The sequence below is a fragment of the Microbacterium sp. ZW T6_19 genome (assembly GCF_044987465.1).
In the GTDB taxonomy this organism is placed as follows: Bacteria; Actinomycetota; Actinomycetes; order Actinomycetales; family Microbacteriaceae; genus Microbacterium; species Microbacterium natoriense_A.
In genome coordinates this window covers 16,546-37,913 of sequence record NZ_JBJDRH010000005.1, presented here as the reverse complement: position 1 = coordinate 37,913, position 21,368 = coordinate 16,546, and the positions used below count along the sequence as shown (strand labels likewise).

Here is a 21,368-nt window from a genome sequence, read left to right as displayed (position 1 = left end):
GTCGTCGGGTCGAATCGGTTCGAGTGTCGAAGTCAACGTGTGCTGTGCGAGTCGGGCTCGACGGTTCGGGATACCGCTTGCCGAATCGATTCGATAAACTGGTCGTCCCCCGATCCGCCCCTCAGTTCTGCGAGCCGCTTCCTCATGGCCACCTCCCTCACCACGGGCCGCCCGTGGCGTGTCATCCTCGCCTTCTCCGTCCCTCTCCTGCTCGGCAACGTCGTCCAGCAGCTGTACCAGTTCGTCGACGCGATCGTCGTCGGGCGCCATCTGGGCGTCGACTCGCTCGCCGCCGTCGGCGCGACCGGACCTCTGCTCTTCCTTCTGCTCGGCTTCGCGTGGGGCCTGACCAGCGGTTTCGCGATTCCGATCGCCCAGGCGTTCGGCGCTGGTGACGACGCCGCCGTGCGGCGATCCGTCGCGACCGGGGTGCTGCTGACCGGCATCACGAGCGTCGTGCTGACCATCGTCGCGCCCCTCATCTCTGCGCCGCTGCTGGCGCTTCTGCAGACGCCTCCCGAGCTGATGGCCGAGGCCACGGTCTTCACGCAGATCAGCTTCATCGGCGCGGGCGCGACGATGTTCTTCAACTTCCTCTCGGCGATCATCCGGGCGATCGGCGACTCCCGCACTCCGCTGATCTTCCTCACGGTCTCGTGCGCCCTGAACGCGGGTCTCGTGATCCTCATGGTCGGACCGCTCGAGTGGGGCGTCGCGGGCGCGGCGATCGCGACCGTGGTCGCGCAGGCGGTCTCGGTGCTGCTGTGCCTCGAGTTCGTGCGTCGCCGCCTTCCCCTGCTGCATCTGCGCCGGATCGACTGGAGGATCACACGCGGCGACATCGCCGAGCATCTGCGTCTCGGCCTGCCCATGGGCTTCCAGGCCTCGATCATCGCGATCGGCACACTGACCGTGCAGGTCGCCCTGAACACGCTCGGCGCAGAGGCCGTCGCCGCCTACACGACAGGTGCACGCGTCGACAGCCTCGGCGTCGCGTTCCTGTCGTCGCTGGGGCTCGCGGTGTCTATGTACGCCGCGCAGAACCTCGGCGGCCGACGCCCAGACCGCATTCGCCGGGGCGTCGTGGAGGCGACCTGGATGGCGATCGCGGGCGGTGCGGCGATCGGCGCGCTCATCATCGCGTTCGGCGTGCCGATGGTGCGCCTGTTCGTCGGAGACGGCTCGGATCACGTCGTCGAGCTCGCCCATCTCATGCTCATCGTGAACGGGCTCGGCTACTGGGCGCTCGGAGTGCTGTTCGTGCTGCGCGGCGCGCTGCAGGGACTCGGGCACACGCTGGTGCCGACCGTCACGGGCGTGATCGAGCTCGTCGCGCGCGTCGCCGCCGCGGTGATCCTCGGCGCGATGATCGACTTCACAGGCGTCGCGCTCAGCAACCCGCTCGCCTGGGTCAGCGCGATCCTGCTGCTGGTGCCGGCGTACATCCGCGCGCACCGCGACCTGGGGCGCATGCCCGTGAACCCGGTCGAGGCGACCGAGACCTCGGCGATCGCGATCGTCGGTCCCGTCGACGGTTCGATGGTCGTGGATGCCGTCGTCACGCAGCCCCTGCGCGTGGTGAAGCGCTCACGACTGAGGCGGCGTTAACCTGTCGTTGTAGGAAACATCATCCTTCAGAGGGATGCCGACGTCTGAGGATCGGCGTAACTTCGAAGGTGCGGAAGGTCCGTTGACGGGGGGTCGTCATGACGACATGGAGGGTGGCCAGCGATCTGGCGGCCATCATGGTGCCGATCGGCGTGGTCGGAGCGGTGATCGCAGGGCTGTGCGCTCTGGTCGCCGGCATCGCGATCGTGCGAAGGGCCAGTGGCCTGTGTGGTGGAGCTGTGGGAATCTGGATCCCCGCGGCGATGCTCAGCTCGGTGGCCGGATTCGCTAATCAGTGGATGCCGCTGCTGCTGTCGAGCGCCGCGCTCGTGGGCATGCTGGCGATCGGTGCGGTGGTGCGCGGGGTCATGAATGCGAAGGGCATCGAGTTGCCCCGGCGCAAGGCCGACGCCGATGCTCCCGCCGAAGCGCCGACGACGGCTTCTGCTCCCACGACGACGTCGGTGCCCGTGCTGGCACGATCGAATCCGGTGCGCGCGGCCTGATCCAGCGCTAACTGACGCCGTTCTTCGGCGTGCCCGTCCGCCCCCCTGGTTCGACGCGTCTCAGCGGTAGTCCCGGTCGCGGTGCTGGCCGGCCTCGTCTCCCGAGCCCACACGTGCCGCCTCGCGCGCACGCAGTTCGACGCGACGGATCTTGCCCGAGATGGTCTTGGGCAGTTCCGGCACGAACTCGATGATCCGCACCCAGAGGTGCGACGACAGGCGGTCGTGTGCGTAGGCGAAGATCGCGCGGGCGGCATCCGCTTCGGCATCCGTCGCATCCGCCCGAAGGCACACGTACGCCTTCGGCACCGCGAGCCGCGTGGGATCGGGGCTGGGGATCACGGCCGCCTCGACGACGAGGTCGTGCTCGAGCAGCACCGACTCGAGCTCGAACGGCGAGATCTTGTAGTCGGAGGCCTTGAAGACGTCATCCGCCCGCCCGATGTAGGTCAGATAGCCCTCCGCGTCACGCGTGGCGATGTCGCCGGTGTGGTGGAATCCGCCGGCGCGGGACTGCGCCGTCTTGTCCGCATCGTCGTAGTAGCCGGCCATCAGCCCGAGCGGCGGCTGCGACAGGTCGAGGGCGATCTCCCCCTCGGCATCCGCCACAGCACCCGTCACCGGGTCGAGCAGCACGACCGGATAGCCCGGAAGAGGTCGGCCCATCGAGCCGATCTTGACGGGCTGGCCGGGGGAGTTGCCGATGCAGGCCGTCATCTCCGTCTGTCCGAAGCCATCGCGGATCGTGCCACCCCAGGCGCCCTGCACCCGTTCGATCACCTCGGGATTCAGCGGCTCTCCGGCCCCCACCAGCTCGCGCGGCGGATGGGTGAGCCGGCCGAGATCGGCCTGGATCAGCATCCGCCACACCGTCGGCGGAGCGCAGAACGTCGACACGTGATGCGCGTCCATCACCTGCATGAGGGCGTTCGCGTCGAAGCGGTCGTAGTTGTAGACGAACACGGTCGCCTCGGCGAGGAAGGGCGAGAAGAAGCTCGACCACGCATGCTTCGCCCAGCCGGGGGAGGAGATGTTCAGGTGCACGTCGTCGGGCCGCACGCCCAACCACCACATGGTCGACAGATGCCCGATCGGGTACGACACGTGGGTGTGCTGCACGAGCTTGGGCCGGCTGGTGGTGCCGCTCGTGAAGTAGAGCAGGGCGGTGTCTGATGCCGGGGTCGCCGCCTCCGGTTCGAACGCCGTCGGCGCGTCCGCCGAGTCCTCGAACCGCATCCAGTCGACCGGGACGTCGTCTCCCACGCCGATGCGCAGCACGTCGACGCCGTCGAGCCGGCTCGCGAGCGAACCCAGGGTCACGACCGCGCGAGCGCGGCCGTGCTCGATGCGGTAGGCCAGATCGGATGCCGACAGCAGCGTCGAGGTGGGGATCGAGACCGCGCCGATCTTGGTGATCGCGAGCATCACCTCCCACAGCTCGATCATGTTGCCGAGCATCACGATGACGTGGTCCCCACGGCGGACGCCGATGCCGGTCAGCCAGTTCGCGACCTGGTCGGATCGGGCGGAGAGTTCGCTGTAGGTCCATGCGTGCAGGGACAGGTCGGCCTCGACGATCTGCACGGCGGGGCGGTCGGGTTTCTCGCCGGCGACGACGTCGAACCACTCCAGCGCGAAGTTGAACTCGCTCGGGCGCGGCCACGAGAAGCCCGCCCGCGCCGCCTCGTAGTCGGTGGCGTTCGCGAACAGGAAGTCGCGCATGTCGCGGATCGCGGTCGTCGCTGCGGTGGCTCTGCGGCTCATTCGGTGCTCCTTTGCTTCATGTGCCGGTTCCATCCTGGCGTTCGCCGCGGCGACGCGCGAGCGCGGCGCGACGAATCGCGGATGCGGTGACGATTCACGGATTCTTCTGCGTGACGGCATCCGCGATTCGTCATCGGCTCCGCGATCCGTACGCGGGTCAGCGCGCGAGAAGCCCGCCGCCGTCGCGGAGCTCGAACACGAGCTGCGTCTCGGTGCCGCGCACGACGGGATGGACGGTGATGTGCTCGAGCACGATGTCACGCAGCGCCGTCGCGTCCTGCACGGCGACGTGCACGAGGAAGTCGTCGACCCCCGCGACGTGGAACACCTGCAGCACGCGAGGGATGCTCACCAGCGCGTCGAACAGCGCCGTGACCTTCTCCCCGGTGTGGTTCGCGAGACGCACCTTGATGATCGCCTGCAGCGGGAATCCGAGGGCGGCGCCGTCGACGCGGATGCGGGTGTCGCGGATGACGCCGCGCTCGCGCAGCGCCCGCACCCGGTGTGCGCACGTCGACTCGGCGAGACCCAGCCGGTGCGCGAGGGACTTGTTCGTGATCTCGGCGTCGCGGGTCAGGATCGCGAGGATCTCGAGATCGACCTCATCGAGTTGCGCTTTCGCCAACCGTATCCCTCCTCGGATGCCTGTGTCGGCTCAGAATAGCGAGAATCACACGACTGATCACGGATGTTGTCGAATCAGAGCGCATTCGTTGAGATTCAGGCAACGTGGAAGCATGACTGCACCGCTGCATCCTGACACCGTCGCCGTCCACAGCGGCCGTTCCGACCTCCAAGGTCTCGGGGTCCATGCGCTGCCGATCGACCTCTCGACGACGAACCCGCTTCCCGACATCGAACGGGGCGGCGAGTCGTACGAGGCCATGGCCACGGGCGGACGCCCGCCGGCCGACGGCAGCATGGTCTATGCGCGGCTGTGGAACCCCACGGTCGCCCGTTTCGAAGAGGCGCTCGCCGAGCTCGAGCACGCGGAGGCGTCGGTCGCATTCGCCTCGGGCATGGCGGCCATGACCGCGGTCATCCTCGCGCACGGCGCCGCCGCGGGGAAGCGCCACGTGGTCGCTGTGCGTCCGCTCTACGGCGGCACCGATCACCTGCTCGGCTCCGGGCTGCTGGGGGTCGAGACCACGTACTGCGAGCCTGACGAGGTCGCGTCGAGCATCCGACCCGACACGGGTCTCGTCGTCGTCGAGACCCCGGCGAACCCCACACTCGACATCGCCGACATCGCGGCCGTCGTCGCGCAGGCCGGCGGCGTTCCGGTGGTCGTCGACAACACCTTCGCGACGCCTGTGCTGCAGAACCCGATCGACCTGGGCGCGGCCATGTCGCTGCACAGCGCGACGAAGTACCTCGGCGGGCACGGCGACGTGATCGCCGGCGTGGTCGCGTGCAGCGAGCAGACCGCCGAGGCGCTGCGGCGGGTGCGCGCCGTCACCGGAGGACTGCTGCATCCGCTCGGCGCGTACCTGCTGCACCGCGGGCTCACGACCCTGCCCGTGCGCATGCGGGCCCAGCAGGAGAGCGCTCGTCGCATCGTGCAGTGGCTGATCGATCGGCCGGAGGTCGCCGAGGTGTTCTACCCCGGACTTAGAAGCAAGGGGTCTTACCCCGGACTCGACGGGGATCAGCACGGCATCCTCGAACGACAGATGCGCGGAACAGGCGCGATGATCGCGATGCGGATGCGGGGCGGCTTCGCCGCGGCATCCGCCGTCACCTCCGCCACCGAGCTGTTCACGCACGCCGTGTCGCTGGGCGGAGTCGACTCGCTCATCCAGCATCCGGCGGCGCTCACCCACCGGCCGGTGCCGCCGGAGGCGCGTCCCGCCGCCGACGTGCTGCGGCTGTCGATCGGACTCGAGAACGCCGACGATCTCATCGCCGATCTCGCCCGGGCCTTCGCTACACTGCCTGCCGACGAGACCGCCGGGGCGGCCCCGGAGGAGCTGCACGCGGTGCGCTGAGAGCAACCCCGCTACGGCAGGCGGATCGTCCCGGTCACCGCGTGCTCCGTCGGCATCCGATCGCGGTCGTAGGTGGTCTCGCGGTAGCCGTGCGGCGTCGGCTTGCCGTCGTCGCCCAGGCTCACGAACACGATCTTGTCGATCGTGAGGATCCGCTTGCGCGTGATCATGTTGCGAGCCACCGCGCGCATCGTGAGCGAGGTGGTGCCGAAGTGCGTGGCCTTCAGGCCGATCTCGATCAGATCACCCTGCACCGCGGATGCCTCGAAGGTGATCTCCGAGATGTGCTTGGTCACCGCCCGGTGGTTGCCGAGCTGGACGATCGCGTAGATGGCCGCTTCCTCGTCGATCCATTTCAAGAGGCTTCCGCCGAACAGCGAGCCGTTCGCGTTGAGATCCTCGGGCCGAACCCATTTGCGCGTGCGGAAGTTCAGCCCGTCTTCCGACCATGTCGGTTCCTTCTGCTTCGCCATGTCTCCGAGGGTAGGAGGGTCGTGAGTCGGGGGTGTTACAGCCCGGCTCCGCTGTCGGCAGAGCCGCTCAGGGCGGATTCCGGAGCGGGGTCGGGAGGAGCGGGGGATGCTGGGCCCATGAGCGAAGAGAACCCCATCCCGCAGTTCGGACCCGAAGCCCGCAGGGCGCTGTTCCACGAGCGCATCCTCGTGCTCGACGGAGCCCTCGACGACGACAACGGCACACTGCTGATGACGCAGCTGCTCACCCTGTCGGTCGAGGACCCGATAGCCGACATCGCCCTGTGGATCCATTCGCCCGGCGGCTCGGTGCCGTCGATGCTCGCGATCCGCGACCTCATGAAGCTCGTGCCGAACGACGTCTCGACCCTCGCACTCGGCCTCGCCTGCAGCGCCGGGCAGTTCCTGCTCTCCGCGGGCGCTGCGGGCAAGCGCCGAGCGCTGCCGCACGCACGCATCCTCATGCATCAGGGGTCGGCGGGCATCGGCGGCTCCGCTGTCGAGATCGAGACGCAGGCGGACGATCTGCGGCACATGCGCGACACCGTGCTCGGGCTCATCTCCGACGACACCGGCCAGCCGCGCGAGCGCATCTTCGAGGACTCCCTGCACGACCGCTGGTACACCGCGCCCCAGGCGAAGGATTACGGCTTCATCGACGAGATCGTCTCGTCGTTCGCCGAGGTGATGCCGCGGCGGAAGGCTCGTGTCGGCCTGGGGGTGGACGCATGAGCAGCTACACGATCCCGAACGTCATCGCGCAGCATCCGCGCGGCGAACGCGTGATGGACGTCTACTCGCACCTGCTCGCCGAGCGGGTCGTCTACCTCGGCACCGGTATCGACGCCGGAGTCGCGAACGCCCTGATCGCCCAGCTGCTGCACCTCGACGCCGACAGTCCGGAGAGCGCCGTGCAGTTCTACATCAACAGCGAAGGCGGTGATCCGGGCGCGGCGCTGGCGATCTACGACACCATGCAGCACATCCGCCCCGCGATCGCGACGACGTGCGTCGGACAGGCGATCGGCCCGGCGGCTCTGCTCGTCGCGGCCGGTGCGTCCGGTCAGCGGTCGGCGCTCACGCACGCCCGCATCGTGCTGCATCAGCCGGCCGGGCAGTCGCGCGGGGCGATCCCCGACCTGATCCTCGCGGCCGACGAGGTGGTGCGGGTGCGTGCCGACATGGAGTCTGTGCTCGCGAGGCATTCCGGCCGCAGGCTCGAAGAGCTCCGCGCCGACACCGACCGGGACCGCGTGTTCACCGCATCCGCCGCCCTGGAGTACGGGCTGATCGACTCGGTGCTGGGCGCGCGCGACTGAGCGGTACGGGCGACCGCTCCCCGGGCGCCCTACTTCGGGGGCCGACGCGCCAGATCGGGGGACCGTTTCGCGGTCTCGTCCACGGATCTGGCGTGTCGTCCCCGGGAGCGGTGTGGCCGGGGACGGCCCCAAGGGCGGATGCGAGGCGGATGCCGGTGAATGCGAGCCGGCGTCCGGCCGAATGACGGGCAGGCTCAGGCGGCCAGCGCGAAGGCTCCGCGTCCGGAGGACACGGCGGCGGATGCCGGCGCCGACCGCAGTTCGTCGGCGACCGAGCTCGTGAGCTCGATGAGCGACGTGTCGAGCGCCCCCGCGATCGCTGCGATCATCTCGCTCGACGGCTCCTTCAGCCCACGCTCGACCTCCGAGAGGTACTGCGGTGAGACTCCGGCCTTCTCGGCGGTCTCGGTCAGCGTCTCTTCGCGGTCATGTCGGCGGCGGCGCAGTTGATCGCCGAGCAGCTGCCGCCACAGCGGCTCCGGGTCGGCGGGACGACGGGGTGCATGGGGGAACGGGACGATGTCGGCCATGCCTCACGATAATCCGCACCCGCGCCTCGGTCGAAGCAGTTCTGCTCAGAGCAGAACGGGGGTCGACACGCCAGATCGGGGGACGGAATCGCGAAACGGGCCCCCGATCTGGCGCGTCGCCCCCGGAGTGCATCGGCTGAATGCGTCGGGGCGCGAATCAGGCCTCGGCGTGGTCGGGGGCCGATGCGGGCGAAGCGGTGTCGGCTCCGGTCGAAGCGGGTGCCGCAGCATCCGTCGCCGCCCAGCTGGCCAGCAGCGTCAGCTTCTCCGCCGACGACGTGCCGGGTTCGGCGGTGTAGGTCGACAGCTGCAGGCCCGGATCGGCGGGAAGCTCGAACGCCTCGTATGTCAGTTCCATCTCGCCGACGATCGGATGGTTGATGCGCTTGGTTCCGGTGCGGTGGTAGCGCACGTCGTGTGCCGCCCACAGCGTGCGGAACCGTTCGCTGCGCGTCGAGAGCTCGCCGACCAGATCGGTGAGCTTCTTGTCGTACGGGTCGCGACCGGCGTCGCCCCGCATGGCGGCGACGAGCTCACGTGTGTTGCGCTCCCACTCCGGGTAGAAGTCACGGGCTGCCGGATCCAGGAACGCGAAACGCGCACTGTTCGGCGCCGGGTACGCGAAGACCGGCAGATACAAGGCGCGCCCGAGCGCATTGCCCGCCAGGTAGTCGAAGTAGTTGTTGCGCACGACGGCGGGCGCCTCGGTCATCGCGTCGAGCAGGCGCAGGATGCTGGGGCGCAGCCCGGTGGCCTTCTTGCGCGGCTTGCGTGCCACCGGTGAGGCGTTGGCCGTGCGGGCGAGGTCGAACAGATGCGCGGTCTCGGCGTCGTCGAGTTGCAGCGCGCGGGCGAGCGCATCGAGCACGGTGTTCGATACGCCCGACAGATCACCGCGCTCGAGCCTCGTGTAGTAGTCGACGCTGACCCCGGCGAGCAGCGACACCTCTTCGCGGCGCAGCCCGGGTACCCGGCGATTGCCGCCGAACGCAGGAAGGCCCGCCTGATCGGGGGTGAGGCGCGCGCGCCTCGACGAGAGGAATTCGCGCACGTCGCTGCGTGTGTCCATGCCGTCGACGCTACGCCTTTCGTCTCGCGCGAGACAGGTACTGGCGCAACCACTCTGCCGGTGACGGGGGTTCCATCAGGACCTCCCTTTCCCGCACAACTGCGCCCACACTGGGGGGATGACGATGAACATCACCCTCAACAACGGAGTCACGATGCCGGCCCTCGGGTTCGGCGTCTTCCAGGCCGCGCCCGAGGAGACCGTCGATGCGGTCGGGTCGGCGCTGGAGGTCGGCTACCGTCTGATCGACACGGCCGCCGCTTACGGCAACGAGCGCGAAGTCGGCGAGGCGATCCGCCGCAGCGGCATCTCGCGCGAGGAGATCTTCATCGAGACCAAGGTATGGATCAGCGACTTCGGCTACGACGAGACCCTGCACGCCTTCGACAAGTCGGCCGGCAAGCTCGGCGTCGACCGGCTCGACCTCTTCATCCTGCACCAGGCGCTGCCCACCCGTTTCGATCTCACCCTCGGCGCCTACAAGGCGCTCGAGACCCTGCTCGCCGACGGCCGTGTGCGCGCCATCGGGGTCAGCAACTTCATGGCAGACCACCTCGTACAGCTCGCGGCCGAGACGAGCATCGTCCCCGCGGTCAACCAGATCGAGGTGCATCCCTACTTCCAGCAGCGAGAGGTGCAGCGAGCGGATGCCGTGACCGGAACGGTCACACAGGCGTGGTCGCCGATCGGTGGCATCACCGCATATCGCGATGGCGGAGCGTCCGCTTTCGACGACGAGACGCTCAAGGCCATCGGCGCAGCGCACGGCAAGTCGCCGGCGCAGGTCATGCTGCGCTGGCACCTGCAGCAAGGGCGTTCGGCGCTGCCGAAGTCGGTTCGTCCGGCCCGCATCGCCGAGAACTTCGACGTGTTCGACTTCGCACTGTCCGAGGACGAGCTCGCCGCGATCGACGCTCTGGACACGGGCGTGCGCCGCGGACCCGAACCCGAGGTCGTCACGCTCGAGACGTTCGGCCGGGTGATCCCCGAAGCGTGATGATGCCCGCAGAATCGGCCCGGGAGGGGACTGCTCCGCGAGCCCGGGTTCCGAAGGAGATCGCACGTTCGGGAGGAGCCGAGGACGGCATCCGTCCTTCGGAACGTGAGATCTCCTCCCGAACGAGCGGGCACGAGGACGGCATCCGTCCTTCCGAGCGTGAGTGAGTTCCCCTCCCGAACGAGCGCGCCTACAGGGCGGCGGTGATGCCCGGCAGCAGCTTCGACACGATGCTGCCCAGCTGCTCGCGCTCCTCGGCGCTCAGGGGGTCGAGCACGAGCTCGCGGATCTGCGCCACATGCACGGGCGCCGCCGATCGGAGCAGCTCGCGTCCGGCATCCGTCAGGGCTGCGGTGAGCGTGCGCTTGTCGCTGCTGCAGGATGTGCGGGTGACCCACCCGCGCTCCTCGAGCGAGTCGATCGCGTGGCTGAGACGCGAGCGGCTCAGCCCCGCGATGCGCGCGAGCTCGGTCATCGGGATCGCCTTCTCCGAGTCGTTCGCGAGGGTGATGAGGATCGCGTAGTGCGCGTGGTTCAGGCCGGTCTCGGCTTTCAGCGCACGATCGAGCACCTGCGGAAGCAACTGCACGAACCGGATCGTCGGCAGCCACGTCGCCATCTCGGCGTCATCGAGCCGCCGCTCGTTCACGCTGCGGACAGGTCGAGCGTGTGCGAGGTGTGGTCGCGCTTCGCCTGCAGGTAGCGGGTGTTCGCCTCTGACAGGTGCACCCCCGTGCGGACGCTCTCTGCGACGCGGATGCCGAGGACCTCGAGCTGAAGAGCCTTGTCGGGGTTGTTGCTGAGCAGGCGGATGGTGTCGACGCCCAACGCCTGCAGCATCTGCGCGGCCACCGTGTAATCGCGCTCGTCCTCGCCGTGGCCGAGGGCGACGTTCGCCTCGTAGGTGTCGAGACCCGTGTCCTGCAGCGCGTAGGCGTCGAGCTTGGCGTACAGGCCGATGCCCCGGCCCTCCTGGCGCAGGTAGAGCAGGAATCCGCCCTCGGCCGCGATGCGCTCGACCGCCTCGCGCAGCTGCGGGCCGCAGTCGCAGCGCTGGGAGCCGAACACGTCGCCGGTCAGGCATTCGCTGTGCGGGCGGACCAGAGGAGCCTCGCCGCCGTCGGCTGCGCGCTCGAGCGCCGCGCGCCAATCGCCGAGACCGAGCAGCAGGTGCTCGCGGCCGTCGACGAGACCGTCGAACGTGATCACGTCGGCCGTGGTGGCGAACCCGTCGGCGAACTGCATCGGCACTCGCACGCGAGTCCGCTCGGTGACGACCGGAACGACGGTTGAAGTTTCAATCATGTCGGGTGCAACCCGGGGTTCGTGCGGATCTATTCCCGGTGCGTCACGAGGCGGCATCCGGACCCCCGTCAGGAACAGTCGTCGTCCACCGGCGTTGCGCGGCGGCGGACGATGCGCAGCTCGCTCGCCAGGATGCCGAGCACGACGAGTCCGCCGCCGATCAGCGCGGTGAGGGGGAGGCGCTCTCCGGCTATGCGTCCGACCACGCCTGCCCAGACCGGTTCCGCCGAGTAGATGATCGTCGCGCGGGTCGGCGACACCGACTTCTGCGCCCAGTTCATGGTCAGCTGGATGACGCAGCTCGCCGCCCCGAGCCCCACGGCCGCGCCGACCCACACCCAGCTGAACGAGGGCACCGCCTCGCGCGCGATGGGCATCGTGAGGATGCCGAGCAGACCGGCCGTGAACAGCTGCACCACGGTGACGCGCCCGAGGTCGACGCCCCTCGCGGCGAACACGCTGATGAGGATGATCTCCGCAGCGATCGGCAGCGTGGCGATGAGCGTGGCGACCTCGCCGGCCCCGAGGCTGAGCGTGACGATCGCCTCGGGGCCCGCGATCAGCAGAAGACCCAGAAACGCCAGACCGGCCCCGACGAACGCCATCGCCGGCGGTCTCTTGCGGAACACGGCCCACTGCGCGAACGGCACAAGCGGCACGTACATCGCGGTGATGAAGCCCGAGGTGCTCGACTCGATCGTCTGCAACCCCACGGTCTGCAGGCCGTAGCCGAGGTGGATCATCAGGCCGATCGCGGCGCCGGCGCCGATGTCCGACCAGCGCATGCCGCGCATCGAGCGGCGGAAGATGATCACGCTGATGAGCCCGGCGACCAGGAAGCGGATGCCGATGAAGAACCACGGACCCGAATGCTCCATCGCCCAGTGCACGAGGAGGAACGTGCTGCCCCACACCGCCGTGATCGCGACGAGGGCGGCTTCCTGAGGGCGGAAGCGCAGAAGACGCAGACGGGAGCGCATACGGAGCCTTTCTCGATCTGCCGAATCGAGGATATCGTTCGGCGCACTTGTCGGCCCAGATCACGGATGCCGGTCCGGATCGCCGTTCTCGGCTGACATCTGTGGAACCCGCCGACATCCGTGGCGGGCGACGGCTCATCGAGCCCGGGTACGCTCGGGATCATGAGCAACTTCGTCTCCGCCGCCGAGCTGAAAGGCCTCCTCTCCTCGGGCTCCCCGGTGCGCGTCATCGACGTGCGCTGGAGCCTCGATCGTCCGGACGGGCGCGGCGAGTACCTCTCCGGCCACGTGCCGGGGGCCGTCTTCGTTCCGCTGCACACCGAACTCGCCACGCACGGCGAAGCCGCCGACGGCCGGCACCCGCTCCCGTCCACCGAGGAGCTGCAGAACGCCGCGCGCCGCTGGGGTGTGAACCACGGCGACATCGTGATCGCCTATGACGACTCCAAGGGTCTCGGAGCTGCACGTGCATGGTGGCTGCTACGGCAGGCGGGCGTCGACGTGCGCGTGCTCGACGGCGGCATCCGTGCGTGGAAGGCCGCCGGGTTCGAGATCGCGACCGATGACGTCGTGCCCGTACCGGGCGATGCGGTTCTCGAGGAGATCGGCGCGGATGCGATCTCGATCGACGAGGCGGCCGCGTTCCCCGAATCCGGCATCCTCCTCGACGCGAGGGCCCCCGAGCGATACCGTGGCGAGACCGAGCCCTACGATCCGGCGGCCGGGCACATCCCCGGAGCGCTCAACGTGCCGATGGCGGCGTATCTCGATGCCGACGGCAAGATCCTCGACACGGACACGCTGCAGCAGACCTTCGCCGGGGTCGGCGTGACCCCCGGCATCCCGGTCGCCGCGTACTGCGGCTCTGGCGTGACCGCCGCGCACACCGCCCTCGTCGCCGACGAGGTGGGCATTCCGCTGAAGGTCTACCCCGGCTCATGGAGTCAGTGGTCGAACACACCCGGTCGTCCCGTCGCTACGGGTGATCAGCCGGGCTGATCCGCGCGCTCACCGTATCCCCAGCGCAGCTCGATCGCTCCCGGTCCGAAAGCCCTGCGCACCTGATGGACCGAGGTGCGGCCGGCCAACGACAGCGGAGCGAGGCGGATGCCGGTCGGCGTCTCGATCTTCTCCTCCACCCAGTCGGGCAGCGCATCAGGGTGAAAGCGCGTCCACACCATCAGCTCGCGGCACTGCCGGGCCACCGCATGGCCGGTCTCCTGTGTGGGCGGGTAGCCGGGCGGGAAGCCGACCGACCACTCGATCACCGCGGTGCCGGGAGCCGTCAGCGGCGCCTCGAGCTCGAACAGCGCGCCGTGCACCTCGCCGCTCGGATGCGAGTATCGCGCAGAGATGCGTCCGCCCGAGACGGCGGACAGCACGGGGGCGGGCGTGCTCACCCCGGGGCTCAGTTCGAGGAACGGGATCGCGGTCACGGTGCCCACCGTCGACTGCACGACGCTGCGCGTGATGCAGTGCGACACGTTGCCGTCGGCGTCGACGTCGGTCACCGAGTGCGTGGTCACCTCGCGACTGGTGTCGGGGTAGGGCGTGCCGAGGGCGGCGAACGCGTCCTTCACCATCTGCTCGAGAGCGGCCTCGTCGATCGGGAACTGGTTCGGCCCGAGCGGACCGGTTCGCTTGGTGCTGCCGAGCAGCCCTGTGAGGGCGCCGGCGGTGAGACCGAGCAGCGACTCGATATCGCCCAGAGCAGCCATCGACTGTGCCCCCTCGGGGCGCCGTGCTCCGGAGCGCCAGTAGCTGAGAGTGGCCATCGACACGGTGTTGCCGCGCAGCCGCAGGTTCTCCTGCAGCCAGGCGAGCGTGACCCCGCGCGCGTTGATGCCGTCACGGAGGGCGCTGGCGAAAGCATCCGCCCGCGCCCTGCGGAGTTCGTTTCTCGAACTCATCACAGACCCCCTCCGGTATGTGAAGAACTGCGCTCTAGAGTGAGCATACGACCGCACGCATGCGTCTCAGGGGACCGGGCGCACTTCGTGGGGTCGATTGGCTGTCTCGGCGCAAGCAGGGTGCCCGACCTTGCGGACGAACAGCTTCACGCAGTGATGCCCCCCTCGCTGCGTATCTCGTGGGGTCCGGTGGACGATCTGGGGAGATCCGCCCGGACCCCACGAACGTCTCCGGCGGCGGCGTCTCGCGCCCGCGCGTAGACTGGGAACACCACCCCGGAGGACCGAGAACCGTCATGTCTGCCCCTGCTCGCACGTTCACCGTGCGCAACGTTCAACTCGTGCGCGCGCTGTTCGCCGCCGCGGCCGCAGCGATGATCACCTTCTCTCCCGACCACTCGGCCGCGATCGGCCTGTCGGTCTTCAGCGGATTCGCGATCGCGACGGCCCTGGTGCTCGCGCTCTCCGCATGGCTGGTGCTCCCCGCCGGCGGACGTTGGCCGTATGTGATGCTGGCCGCCGTCGACCTCCTCGCGGGCATGGCCGGCGGCGTTCCCGCCTGGCGCACGAACGACGTGTTCTTCGGCGTCGTCGTCGCATGGGGTCTGATCACGGGAGCGATCGAGCTGATCGCGGGTCTCCGCGCGCGGCGCGTCGGTGAGCAGACCGCACGCGATTCGATCACGGTGGGCGCCTTCGGGCTTATCCTCGGCGTCGCGCTTCTCGCGATCCCCGCAGGGCTCACGCAGCCGTACGCCATCAAAGACGCGGGCGAGTTCCTGTTGACCGGCATCATCCTCGGGGTGGGGATGTTCGGCGGATACGCCGCGATCGTGGCCGTCTTCCTCGGCATCGCCGGTCTCACCCCGCAGCGAGCGGATGCCATCGCCAGGGCATCCGAGAACGAACGGAGCGCGAGCGAGATCGCGCCCGGAGGAGAGCGATGAGCGACGAGAAGCCCACCCGCCGGGACATCCTGCGGCCTCTGCACCTGCTGGGCATCGCCCTGGGTTGCGGCGTGTTCGCCGCCCTGGTGACCCTGGTCTCCACCGGCGCCTTCACGGCCCGAGTCAACAACGCGATCATCGACGGCACGTACCAGGGGCTCACGCCCCTCGCGCTGGGTCTGGTCGTCGGCGGCGGCGCGTTCATCGTGACGCTGCTGATGCTGTCGATGCTGATCCTGGCCGTCGATCCGAACAAGGTCACCAAGACGATCGACCGTCCCGTGCTGTACGACGCCGAGTCCGACGACGACGCGACCACGGGCTCGACCGGCGGGCCCTCCGCTTCATAGCCTCTTCGCGGGCACGTCCCGCTCGCGTCGCGGCATCCGTCGTCGTCGAAGGAATACGGCAGGCCGCTCGCGCCTTGTCCTTGTGGTGACCGCCTCCGTCGACCGCGCCTCCATCGGGCTGAGATCCGAGCGTGGTCCGGTGCTCGCTGCGCTCATGCTGTCGACCGGCCTCATCGCGATCGATGCGACCATCCTCGCCACCGCTGTGCCCAGCATCGTGCGGGACCTCGGCAGCTACCAGCAGTTCCCGTGGCTGTTCTCGGTGTACCTGCTGGCGCAGGCGGTGAGCGTTCCGATCTACTCGCGCTTCGCCGACACGGTGGGACGCAAGCCCATCATCCTGCTCGGCATCGGACTGTTCCTGCTCGGATCGATCCTCTGCGGCGTCGCGTGGAGCATGCCCGCGCTGATCCTGTTCCGCATCGTGCAGGGTCTCGGAGCCGGCGCGGTCGCGCCGATGTCGATGACGATCGTGGGCGACATCTACACGGTGGCCGAGCGCGCCAAGGTGCAGGGGTACATCGCCTCGGTGTGGGCGATCTCGTCGGTCGTCGGTCCCGCCCTCGGCGGCATCTTCGCCCAGCTCGACGCCTGGCGCTGGATCTTCTGGGTCAATGTGCCGCTCTGTCTGATCGCCGGATGGATGCTGCTGCGCGAATATCACGAGAAGATGCAGACGCAGAAGCACCGCATCGACTACGCCGGCGCTGCACTGCTCACCGTGGGCCTCACCGGCCTGATCCTCGGCATGCTCGAGGGCGGCAACGCCTGGGACTGGATCTCGGCGCCGAGCGCTCTGTGCTTCGGAATCGGTGTGCTCGCGCTCGTGGCGTTCGGCCTGGTCGAGCGCCGGGCCGCAGAGCCGATCGTCGATCTGCGGCTCGCGGCCCGGCCGCTCATCCTCACCACGACCATCGTGTCGCTCGGCATCGGCGCTCTCATGACCGGCGTCACGAGCTTCGCGCCGGCTTATCTCGAGGGGTCGATCGGCATCGCCCCGCTGCTGTCTGGCCTCGCGGTCGCGGCGCTCACGCTCGGCTGGCCGATCTCGGCGGCCAACGCCGGACGCCTGTACCTGCGCATCGGCTTCCGCCGCACGACCCTCACCGGCATGGGCATCACGACGATCGCCGCGATCGCCCTCGCCGCGGTGTCGCCGTGGCCGAACCCGTTCTCGGTCGCAGGGATCGCGTTCGTCCTGGGCTTCGGACTGGGCTGGAGCGCCGCGCCGACGCTCATCGCGGCGCAGGCCTCGGTGGGCTGGGGCGAGCGCGGAGCCGTGACGGGCATGAACGCCTTCGCCCGTTCAGCCGGCAGCGCCCTCGGCGTCGCCGTCTTCGGGGCGATCTCGAACGCGGTCATCGCTCGCGGCGCGGGGCCCGACGATCCCGCGACGATCGTCTCGGCATCCGTCTGGGTCTTCGTGAGCGCCGCCGTCGTCGCGGCGCTCACCCTGGCTGCCGCGTTCTTCATGCCGCGCGACTCCGTGGAGGAGCACTCCGGAGAGGCGCGCTAGCTCCCTCTCGCGCCCCAGGGTCGTGTCGGCTTCACGTGAAGTCGTCGAATGCACGGGTTCTCGGCGCGAGGATGCCGTGCACTCGACGAGTTCACGTGCACTCGACGGCGGCGGCGCGACGCAGGGAGAGCGGGTCAGCTCCGGGGGCGCTTCTTGATGTCGTCGAGCATGGCGCGGAGCTCGGCCTCCTGCGCCTTCTCCTGCGCCGACTCCGGGTCGTACGCGCGCAGCCGCACGCTGACCTCGTCGAGCAGGTTGTCCACTGCATCCGCGTCGTAGCCGGCGCCGAAGAACGGCACGTTCCGGAACTGGGCGAGCACGATCTCATCCACTCGGAGCGCGGGGCGGAACCCGCGCTCCCCGGACCTCAGCGCGTCCACGCACCGCGCGAGGAAGGCGTCGACCTCCTCGACGTCGTACCGGCTTCCGGTGCGACGCAGCGGCAGCGTCGCCCCGGCGAGCTGTGCGCTGTCCATCCGGGTTACTTCGCGAGCTGCTCGGCGATGCCGATGTAGGTCGCGGGGGTCAGCTCGAGCAGGCGCTGCTTCGCGGCATCGCCGATCTCGAGCCCCTTGACGAACTCCGCGAGGTCGGCGGCGCCGACGCGGTGACCGCGCGTGAGCTCCTTGAGCAGCGCGTAGGGGTCGCTGATCGTCGAGCGTCCGGCGACGACCTCGGCGCGGATGACGGTCTGGATCGCCTCGGCGAGGACCTCCCAGTTCACGTCGAGGTCGGCGAGCAGCACGTCGCGCGACAGCGAGATCGCGTTGAGTCCGCGGCGCAGATTGTCGAGGGCGAGCAGCGAGTGGCCGAACGCGACCCCGATGTTGCGCTGCGTCGTCGAGTCGGTGAGATCGCGCTGCATGCGCGAGGTCACCAGGGTCTGCGACAGCGAGTTCAGCAGGCTGCCTGCGATCTCGAGGTTCGCCTCGGCGTTCTCGAAGCGGATCGGGTTGATCTTGTGCGGCATCGTCGACGAGCCGGTCGCGCCGGCGACGGGGATCTGCGCGAAGTAGCCGAGCGAGATGTAGGTCCAGATGTCGGTGGCGAGGTTGTGCAGGATGCCGCCTGCGTGACGTACGCGGTCGTAGAGTTCGACCTGCCAGTCGTGCGACTCGATCTGGGTGGTGAGGATGTTGAAGCCGAGACCGAGGCCCTCGATGTACTCGCGGGCGACCTCGGGCCAGTTCACATCCGGGTCGGCGGCCAGGTGGGCGGACCACGTGCCAGTCGCGCCCGAGAACTTCGCGAGGTAGTCGGATGCCGCGATCTGGCCGCGCACGCGCTCGAGGCGCCACGCGAAGACGGCGAGCTCCTTGCCCATGGTCGACGGGGTCGCCGGCTGACCGTGCGTGCGGGAGAGCATGGCGGCGTCGGCGTGCTCGACGGCGAGTTCGCGCAGCTTCGCGATCACGGTGTCGAGAGCCGGAAGCCAGACCTCCTCGACCGCGCGCTTCACGGTGAGCGCGTACGAGGCGGAGTTGATGTCCTCGCTCGTGCACGCGAAGTGCGTGAGCTCGGCGATCGCGTCGAGCCCGAGAGTCGACAGGCGGTCGCGCACCAGGTACTCGATCGCCTTGACGTCGTGCTGGGTGACGGCTTCCTTCTCGGCGAGCCAGTCGATCTCGGCCTGTCCGAAGTCGCGGTAGAGGGCGCGCAGGCGCTCCTTGTCGGCATCCGACAGCGGTGAGGTCTCGAAGAGCGAGCGGTCGGTGAGCGCGATCAGCCACTCGACCTCGACCTCGACGCGAGCGCGGTTCAGACCCGCCTCCGAGAGGAAGTCGGCGAGGCCGGTGACGGCGGAGCGGTAGCGGCCGTCGAGAGGGCTCAGGGGCTGCGGCGGGAGAGAGGGCTGGAAAGTCAGGGGAGTCCTCCTGATAGGGCCCCTAAGCGCGGGGCGTGCGAGGGGCGCGGAGGGCCGGTTCGAGCTGACGGAACAGGCCGCGGGTCGCCGCCTCAATCATACCGAGCACGGAATCGAACATCTCGGTGCCCGCGTAGTACGGGTCCGGCACGTCCTGGGTCGACGCATCCGGGTCGAAGGCGAGGAGCAGGGTGACCTTTCCCTCTTCGTCTTCGTCGTGCGCCCACTCGCGCAGGATGCGCTCGTGAGTGCGATCGAGGGCGACGATCAGATCGTTGTCGGCGAACGACGAGGCGGTGAACTGCTTGGCCCGGTGCTGAGAGCCGTCGTAACCTCGACGCGCGAGAGACTCGATCGTGCGTTCGTCGGCCCGCTCGCCGAGGTGCCAGTCGCCGGTTCCCGCGCTGCGCGAGACGATGCGCGTGCCGAGTCCCTGGCGCTCGGCGAGATCGCGGAACACCACCTCCGCCATCGGCGATCGGCAGATGTTCCCCGTGCACACGAAGAGCACGCGGAAGGGATCCGGGGACATCACTCACCCATTCTGCCGGTCGTGCTGTCTTCCTGCACAGTCCGCCTCGGTCACGGGCTCTCCACAGAACATGCGGATCGGCCGATTTCCGGGAGCGGAGCCGGGTCCGGGAAGCGGATGCTGTCGGCATGCACTCCTTCGCAATCGCAGAATCCGGAACCTCCGCCGACGCCTGGGCCTGCCTGCAGGCGGCGTCCGCCGTCGACGAGGCGATCTCCGCCCTGAACGCCGCAGGCGCCGCGCTCGTCGGTCTCACGGTCGACACCGAGTGGCAGTCCGACGGCGTGAGGGCGCTTCACGACACGCTCGCGGCGTTCCAGACGGCGGCCGGTGTCGAAGTCGGCCGGCTCAGCAGCCGCGCCTGGGAACTCGATCGGGCGTTGTCGTGAGTGCCGGCATCGACATCGGCTACGGCGGGGCGATCTCGGTCGATCCCGCGGCGCTGCGCGACGTGGCGGCGCGGATGGTGGGACTGGGAGGCGACTTCGACGACGCGTGCTCCGCAATCCGCACCGCGCATCAGCTCGTCGTCGGCACCGCCGGCCTCAGCGAACAGGTCGACACTGTCGCTCTGTGGGCCAGCGGAGACGCGGCCGACCAGCTCCGCGCGGACTGCGAGTCGGCCGTCGTCGGCACGCGGCTCATGGCCGACGTCTACGAGTACACCGAGCTCAAGGCCGAGGCCGACGCGCTGGCGCTGAGCGATCGGGCCGCCGCAGACGCCCTGTATCTGCGGATGGAGGCGCTCGCCGAAGCGGAGCCTCGCGTGGTGGACATGTCGACCATGCTCGTGCAGGGCTGGGAGGATGCTCGTTTCGAGGGGCTCGACAGCCAGTTCATCCCTGGCGGGCTGGGCGTGCTGTTCGGCATGGGCGGCATGGTCGGCACCCACGCCGGCTTCGGCAAGATCTGGCCGGGGATGCGTCTCACGCACCTGTTCCACAAGGTCCAGGTGTGCCCGGTGAAGACCACGTCGCCGACCGGTGCACCGGTGAGCATTCCCGAGGCCTTCCGGCGGATGCCGCAGAGCGACGGCGCCCAGGTGGCCGTCGAGAAGTACACGATGGAAGACGGCAGCGCGAAGTACGTCGCGTACCTCAAGGGCACGCAGAGCGTCGGCTTCGGCGGCGAAGAGCCATGGGACATGGCGTCGAACACCGAGCTGTACGGCGGCAAGACGTCGGCGTCGTACCAGGCGACGCTCGATGCCCTCGATGCTGCGGGCGCGCGGCCGGGCGACGAGGTCGACATCGTGGCGCATTCGCAGTCGGGAATGATCGCGGCGCATCTCTCGATGGAGAGCGAGTTCGATGTGCACGTGCAGATCACGGCAGGCAGCCCGGTCGAGCCGACCGTCGGCGACGACCAGATCCTCGTGCAGTTCCGGCACACCGACGACGTCGTCAGCAGTCTGTCCGGCGGGGGATCGCCCGGCGCCAGCGGAAGCCCCGGCAGCTTCACGGTCACGAGGGAGGGCGACCCCGGAGCCGGACTGCAGGATCTGCTGCTCGACACGCACATGCTCGACTCGTACATCGAGACGGCCGAGCTGGCCGAGAAGTCGGGCGATCCCCGGGTCGAGTCCCTCGACGACTTCTGGGCGGGCCTGAACGAGGCCGTCAAGATCGAGAGGACCGAGTATCACGCTGAGCGGAATGGATAGGGTGGTGCGCAACGGCGCATGCGCGTCGGGAGCGAGCACGACCGGGG

General features: G+C 69.1%; 24 protein-coding genes. 12 read left to right on the top strand and 12 right to left on the bottom strand.

Annotated features, from left to right (window positions below; translation table 11 throughout):
• Positions 1–144: 144 nt before the first annotated feature.
• Positions 145–1,608, top strand: a complete 1,464-nt coding sequence (locus tag ACI3KT_RS09115; protein ID WP_292904614.1) for an MATE family efflux transporter — start codon at positions 145–147, stop codon at positions 1,606–1,608.
• Positions 1,609–1,706: 98 nt separating this feature from the next.
• Positions 1,707–2,114, top strand: coding sequence for a hypothetical protein (locus ACI3KT_RS09110; protein ID WP_307292830.1), 408 nt, complete (start codon positions 1,707–1,709; stop codon positions 2,112–2,114).
• Positions 2,115–2,174: 60 nt separating this feature from the next.
• On the opposite strand, the gene ACI3KT_RS09105 is transcribed toward ACI3KT_RS09110, so the two are convergent.
• Together ACI3KT_RS09105 and ACI3KT_RS09100 are read right to left on the bottom strand one after the other, a co-directional pair.
• Positions 2,175–3,878: an AMP-binding protein gene (locus ACI3KT_RS09105; RefSeq protein ID WP_404903753.1), complete on the bottom strand. Its 1,704-nt coding sequence runs from the start codon at positions 3,876–3,878 to the stop codon at positions 2,175–2,177.
• A 157-nt stretch (positions 3,879–4,035) separates the two neighbouring features.
• Complete coding sequence (locus ACI3KT_RS09100) at positions 4,036–4,503, bottom strand: Lrp/AsnC family transcriptional regulator (RefSeq protein ID WP_404903751.1); 468 nt, start codon at positions 4,501–4,503, stop codon at positions 4,036–4,038.
• 112 nt (positions 4,504–4,615) lie between these two features.
• On the opposite strand from ACI3KT_RS09100, the gene ACI3KT_RS09095 reads away from it, so the two are divergent.
• Positions 4,616–5,866, top strand: coding sequence for a trans-sulfuration enzyme family protein (locus tag ACI3KT_RS09095; RefSeq protein ID WP_404903749.1), 1,251 nt, complete (start codon positions 4,616–4,618; stop codon positions 5,864–5,866).
• 11 nt (positions 5,867–5,877) lie between these two features.
• Here ACI3KT_RS09095 and ACI3KT_RS09090 read toward each other — a convergent pair whose 3' ends face one another.
• Complete coding sequence (locus ACI3KT_RS09090; RefSeq protein ID WP_404903747.1) at positions 5,878–6,339, bottom strand: acyl-CoA thioesterase; 462 nt, start codon at positions 6,337–6,339, stop codon at positions 5,878–5,880.
• 117 nt (positions 6,340–6,456) lie between these two features.
• On the opposite strand from ACI3KT_RS09090, the gene ACI3KT_RS09085 reads away from it, so the two are divergent.
• Both ACI3KT_RS09085 and ACI3KT_RS09080 read left to right on the top strand, forming a co-directional pair.
• The gene (locus ACI3KT_RS09085) at positions 6,457–7,071 is read left to right on the top strand and encodes a ClpP family protease (RefSeq protein ID WP_404903745.1); all 615 of its coding nucleotides are present in this window, start codon (positions 6,457–6,459) and stop codon (positions 7,069–7,071) included.
• Positions 7,068–7,658: a ClpP family protease gene (locus ACI3KT_RS09080; protein WP_404903743.1), complete on the top strand. Its 591-nt coding sequence runs from the start codon at positions 7,068–7,070 to the stop codon at positions 7,656–7,658. Before ACI3KT_RS09085 ends, ACI3KT_RS09080 begins: the two co-directional genes overlap by 4 nt.
• A gap of 194 nt (positions 7,659–7,852) precedes the next feature.
• Here the strand turns inward: ACI3KT_RS09080 and ACI3KT_RS09075 are convergent, their stop codons facing one another.
• Positions 7,853–8,188: a helix-turn-helix domain-containing protein gene (locus tag ACI3KT_RS09075; protein WP_404903741.1), complete on the bottom strand. Its 336-nt coding sequence runs from the start codon at positions 8,186–8,188 to the stop codon at positions 7,853–7,855.
• A gap of 157 nt (positions 8,189–8,345) precedes the next feature.
• On the bottom strand, positions 8,346–9,257 hold the full coding sequence (locus ACI3KT_RS09070) for a helix-turn-helix transcriptional regulator (protein ID WP_292904631.1): 912 nt from the start codon (positions 9,255–9,257) through the stop codon (positions 8,346–8,348).
• Positions 9,258–9,381: 124 nt separating this feature from the next.
• Between ACI3KT_RS09070 and ACI3KT_RS09065 the strand changes: the two genes are divergently transcribed.
• Complete coding sequence (locus ACI3KT_RS09065; protein ID WP_404904060.1) at positions 9,382–10,254, top strand: aldo/keto reductase; 873 nt, start codon at positions 9,382–9,384, stop codon at positions 10,252–10,254.
• Positions 10,255–10,444: 190 nt separating this feature from the next.
• Here the strand turns inward: ACI3KT_RS09065 and ACI3KT_RS09060 are convergent, their stop codons facing one another.
• From ACI3KT_RS09060 to ACI3KT_RS09050, 3 genes are all read right to left on the bottom strand, one after another.
• Positions 10,445–10,903 (bottom strand): MarR family winged helix-turn-helix transcriptional regulator, encoded by a 459-nt coding sequence (locus tag ACI3KT_RS09060; RefSeq protein ID WP_307292815.1) that lies wholly within the window; start codon positions 10,901–10,903, stop codon positions 10,445–10,447.
• Positions 10,900–11,559 (bottom strand): GTP cyclohydrolase II, encoded by a 660-nt coding sequence (gene ribA, locus ACI3KT_RS09055; RefSeq protein WP_404903739.1) that lies wholly within the window; start codon positions 11,557–11,559, stop codon positions 10,900–10,902. The genes ACI3KT_RS09060 and ribA overlap by 4 nt, the downstream gene beginning before the upstream one ends.
• 68 nt (positions 11,560–11,627) lie before the next feature.
• Entirely contained in the window at positions 11,628–12,539 is a 912-nt protein-coding gene (locus ACI3KT_RS09050; protein WP_404903737.1) for a DMT family transporter, read from the bottom strand.
• A gap of 162 nt (positions 12,540–12,701) precedes the next feature.
• Between ACI3KT_RS09050 and ACI3KT_RS09045 the strand changes: the two genes are divergently transcribed.
• Positions 12,702–13,538, top strand: coding sequence for a sulfurtransferase (locus ACI3KT_RS09045; RefSeq protein ID WP_404903735.1), 837 nt, complete (start codon positions 12,702–12,704; stop codon positions 13,536–13,538).
• On the opposite strand, the gene ACI3KT_RS09040 is transcribed toward ACI3KT_RS09045, so the two are convergent.
• Complete coding sequence (locus ACI3KT_RS09040) at positions 13,526–14,449, bottom strand: hypothetical protein (protein ID WP_292904640.1); 924 nt, start codon at positions 14,447–14,449, stop codon at positions 13,526–13,528. The two genes, ACI3KT_RS09045 and ACI3KT_RS09040, sit on opposite strands and share 13 nt — an antisense overlap.
• 296 nt (positions 14,450–14,745) lie before the next feature.
• Here ACI3KT_RS09040 and ACI3KT_RS09035 point away from each other — a divergent pair, with 296 nt between their 5' ends.
• The 3 genes from ACI3KT_RS09035 (at position 14,746) to ACI3KT_RS09025 (ending at position 17,262) form a co-directional block, all read left to right on the top strand.
• Positions 14,746–15,396 (top strand): acyl-CoA synthetase, encoded by a 651-nt coding sequence (locus tag ACI3KT_RS09035; RefSeq protein ID WP_404903733.1) that lies wholly within the window; start codon positions 14,746–14,748, stop codon positions 15,394–15,396.
• Positions 15,393–15,746 (top strand): hypothetical protein, encoded by a 354-nt coding sequence (locus tag ACI3KT_RS09030; RefSeq protein WP_307292806.1) that lies wholly within the window; start codon positions 15,393–15,395, stop codon positions 15,744–15,746. The genes ACI3KT_RS09035 and ACI3KT_RS09030 overlap by 4 nt, the downstream gene beginning before the upstream one ends.
• An 85-nt stretch (positions 15,747–15,831) precedes the next feature.
• Complete coding sequence (locus ACI3KT_RS09025) at positions 15,832–17,262, top strand: MFS transporter (RefSeq protein WP_404903731.1); 1,431 nt, start codon at positions 15,832–15,834, stop codon at positions 17,260–17,262.
• 134 nt (positions 17,263–17,396) lie between these two features.
• On the opposite strand, the gene ACI3KT_RS09020 is transcribed toward ACI3KT_RS09025, so the two are convergent.
• Genes ACI3KT_RS09020 through ACI3KT_RS09010 form a run of 3 tightly spaced genes read right to left on the bottom strand, consistent with a single transcriptional unit; the run spans position 17,397 to position 19,658 of the window.
• Positions 17,397–17,738 (bottom strand): hypothetical protein, encoded by a 342-nt coding sequence (locus ACI3KT_RS09020; protein ID WP_404903730.1) that lies wholly within the window; start codon positions 17,736–17,738, stop codon positions 17,397–17,399.
• A 5-nt stretch (positions 17,739–17,743) separates the two neighbouring features.
• Positions 17,744–19,126, bottom strand: coding sequence for an adenylosuccinate lyase (gene purB, locus ACI3KT_RS09015; RefSeq protein WP_404904058.1), 1,383 nt, complete (start codon positions 19,124–19,126; stop codon positions 17,744–17,746).
• Between the two features lie 22 nt (positions 19,127–19,148).
• Complete coding sequence (locus tag ACI3KT_RS09010) at positions 19,149–19,658, bottom strand: low molecular weight protein-tyrosine-phosphatase (RefSeq protein ID WP_292904650.1); 510 nt, start codon at positions 19,656–19,658, stop codon at positions 19,149–19,151.
• Positions 19,659–19,786: 128 nt separating this feature from the next.
• Between ACI3KT_RS09010 and ACI3KT_RS09005 the strand changes: the two genes are divergently transcribed.
• A complete protein-coding gene (locus ACI3KT_RS09005; protein ID WP_292904652.1) occupies positions 19,787–20,047 on the top strand; it encodes a hypothetical protein in 261 nt (86 codons plus the stop codon).
• Positions 20,044–21,321: a hypothetical protein gene (locus ACI3KT_RS09000; RefSeq protein ID WP_404903728.1), complete on the top strand. Its 1,278-nt coding sequence runs from the start codon at positions 20,044–20,046 to the stop codon at positions 21,319–21,321. The genes ACI3KT_RS09005 and ACI3KT_RS09000 overlap by 4 nt, the downstream gene beginning before the upstream one ends.
• The last annotated feature ends 47 nt before the right edge of the window (positions 21,322–21,368 follow it).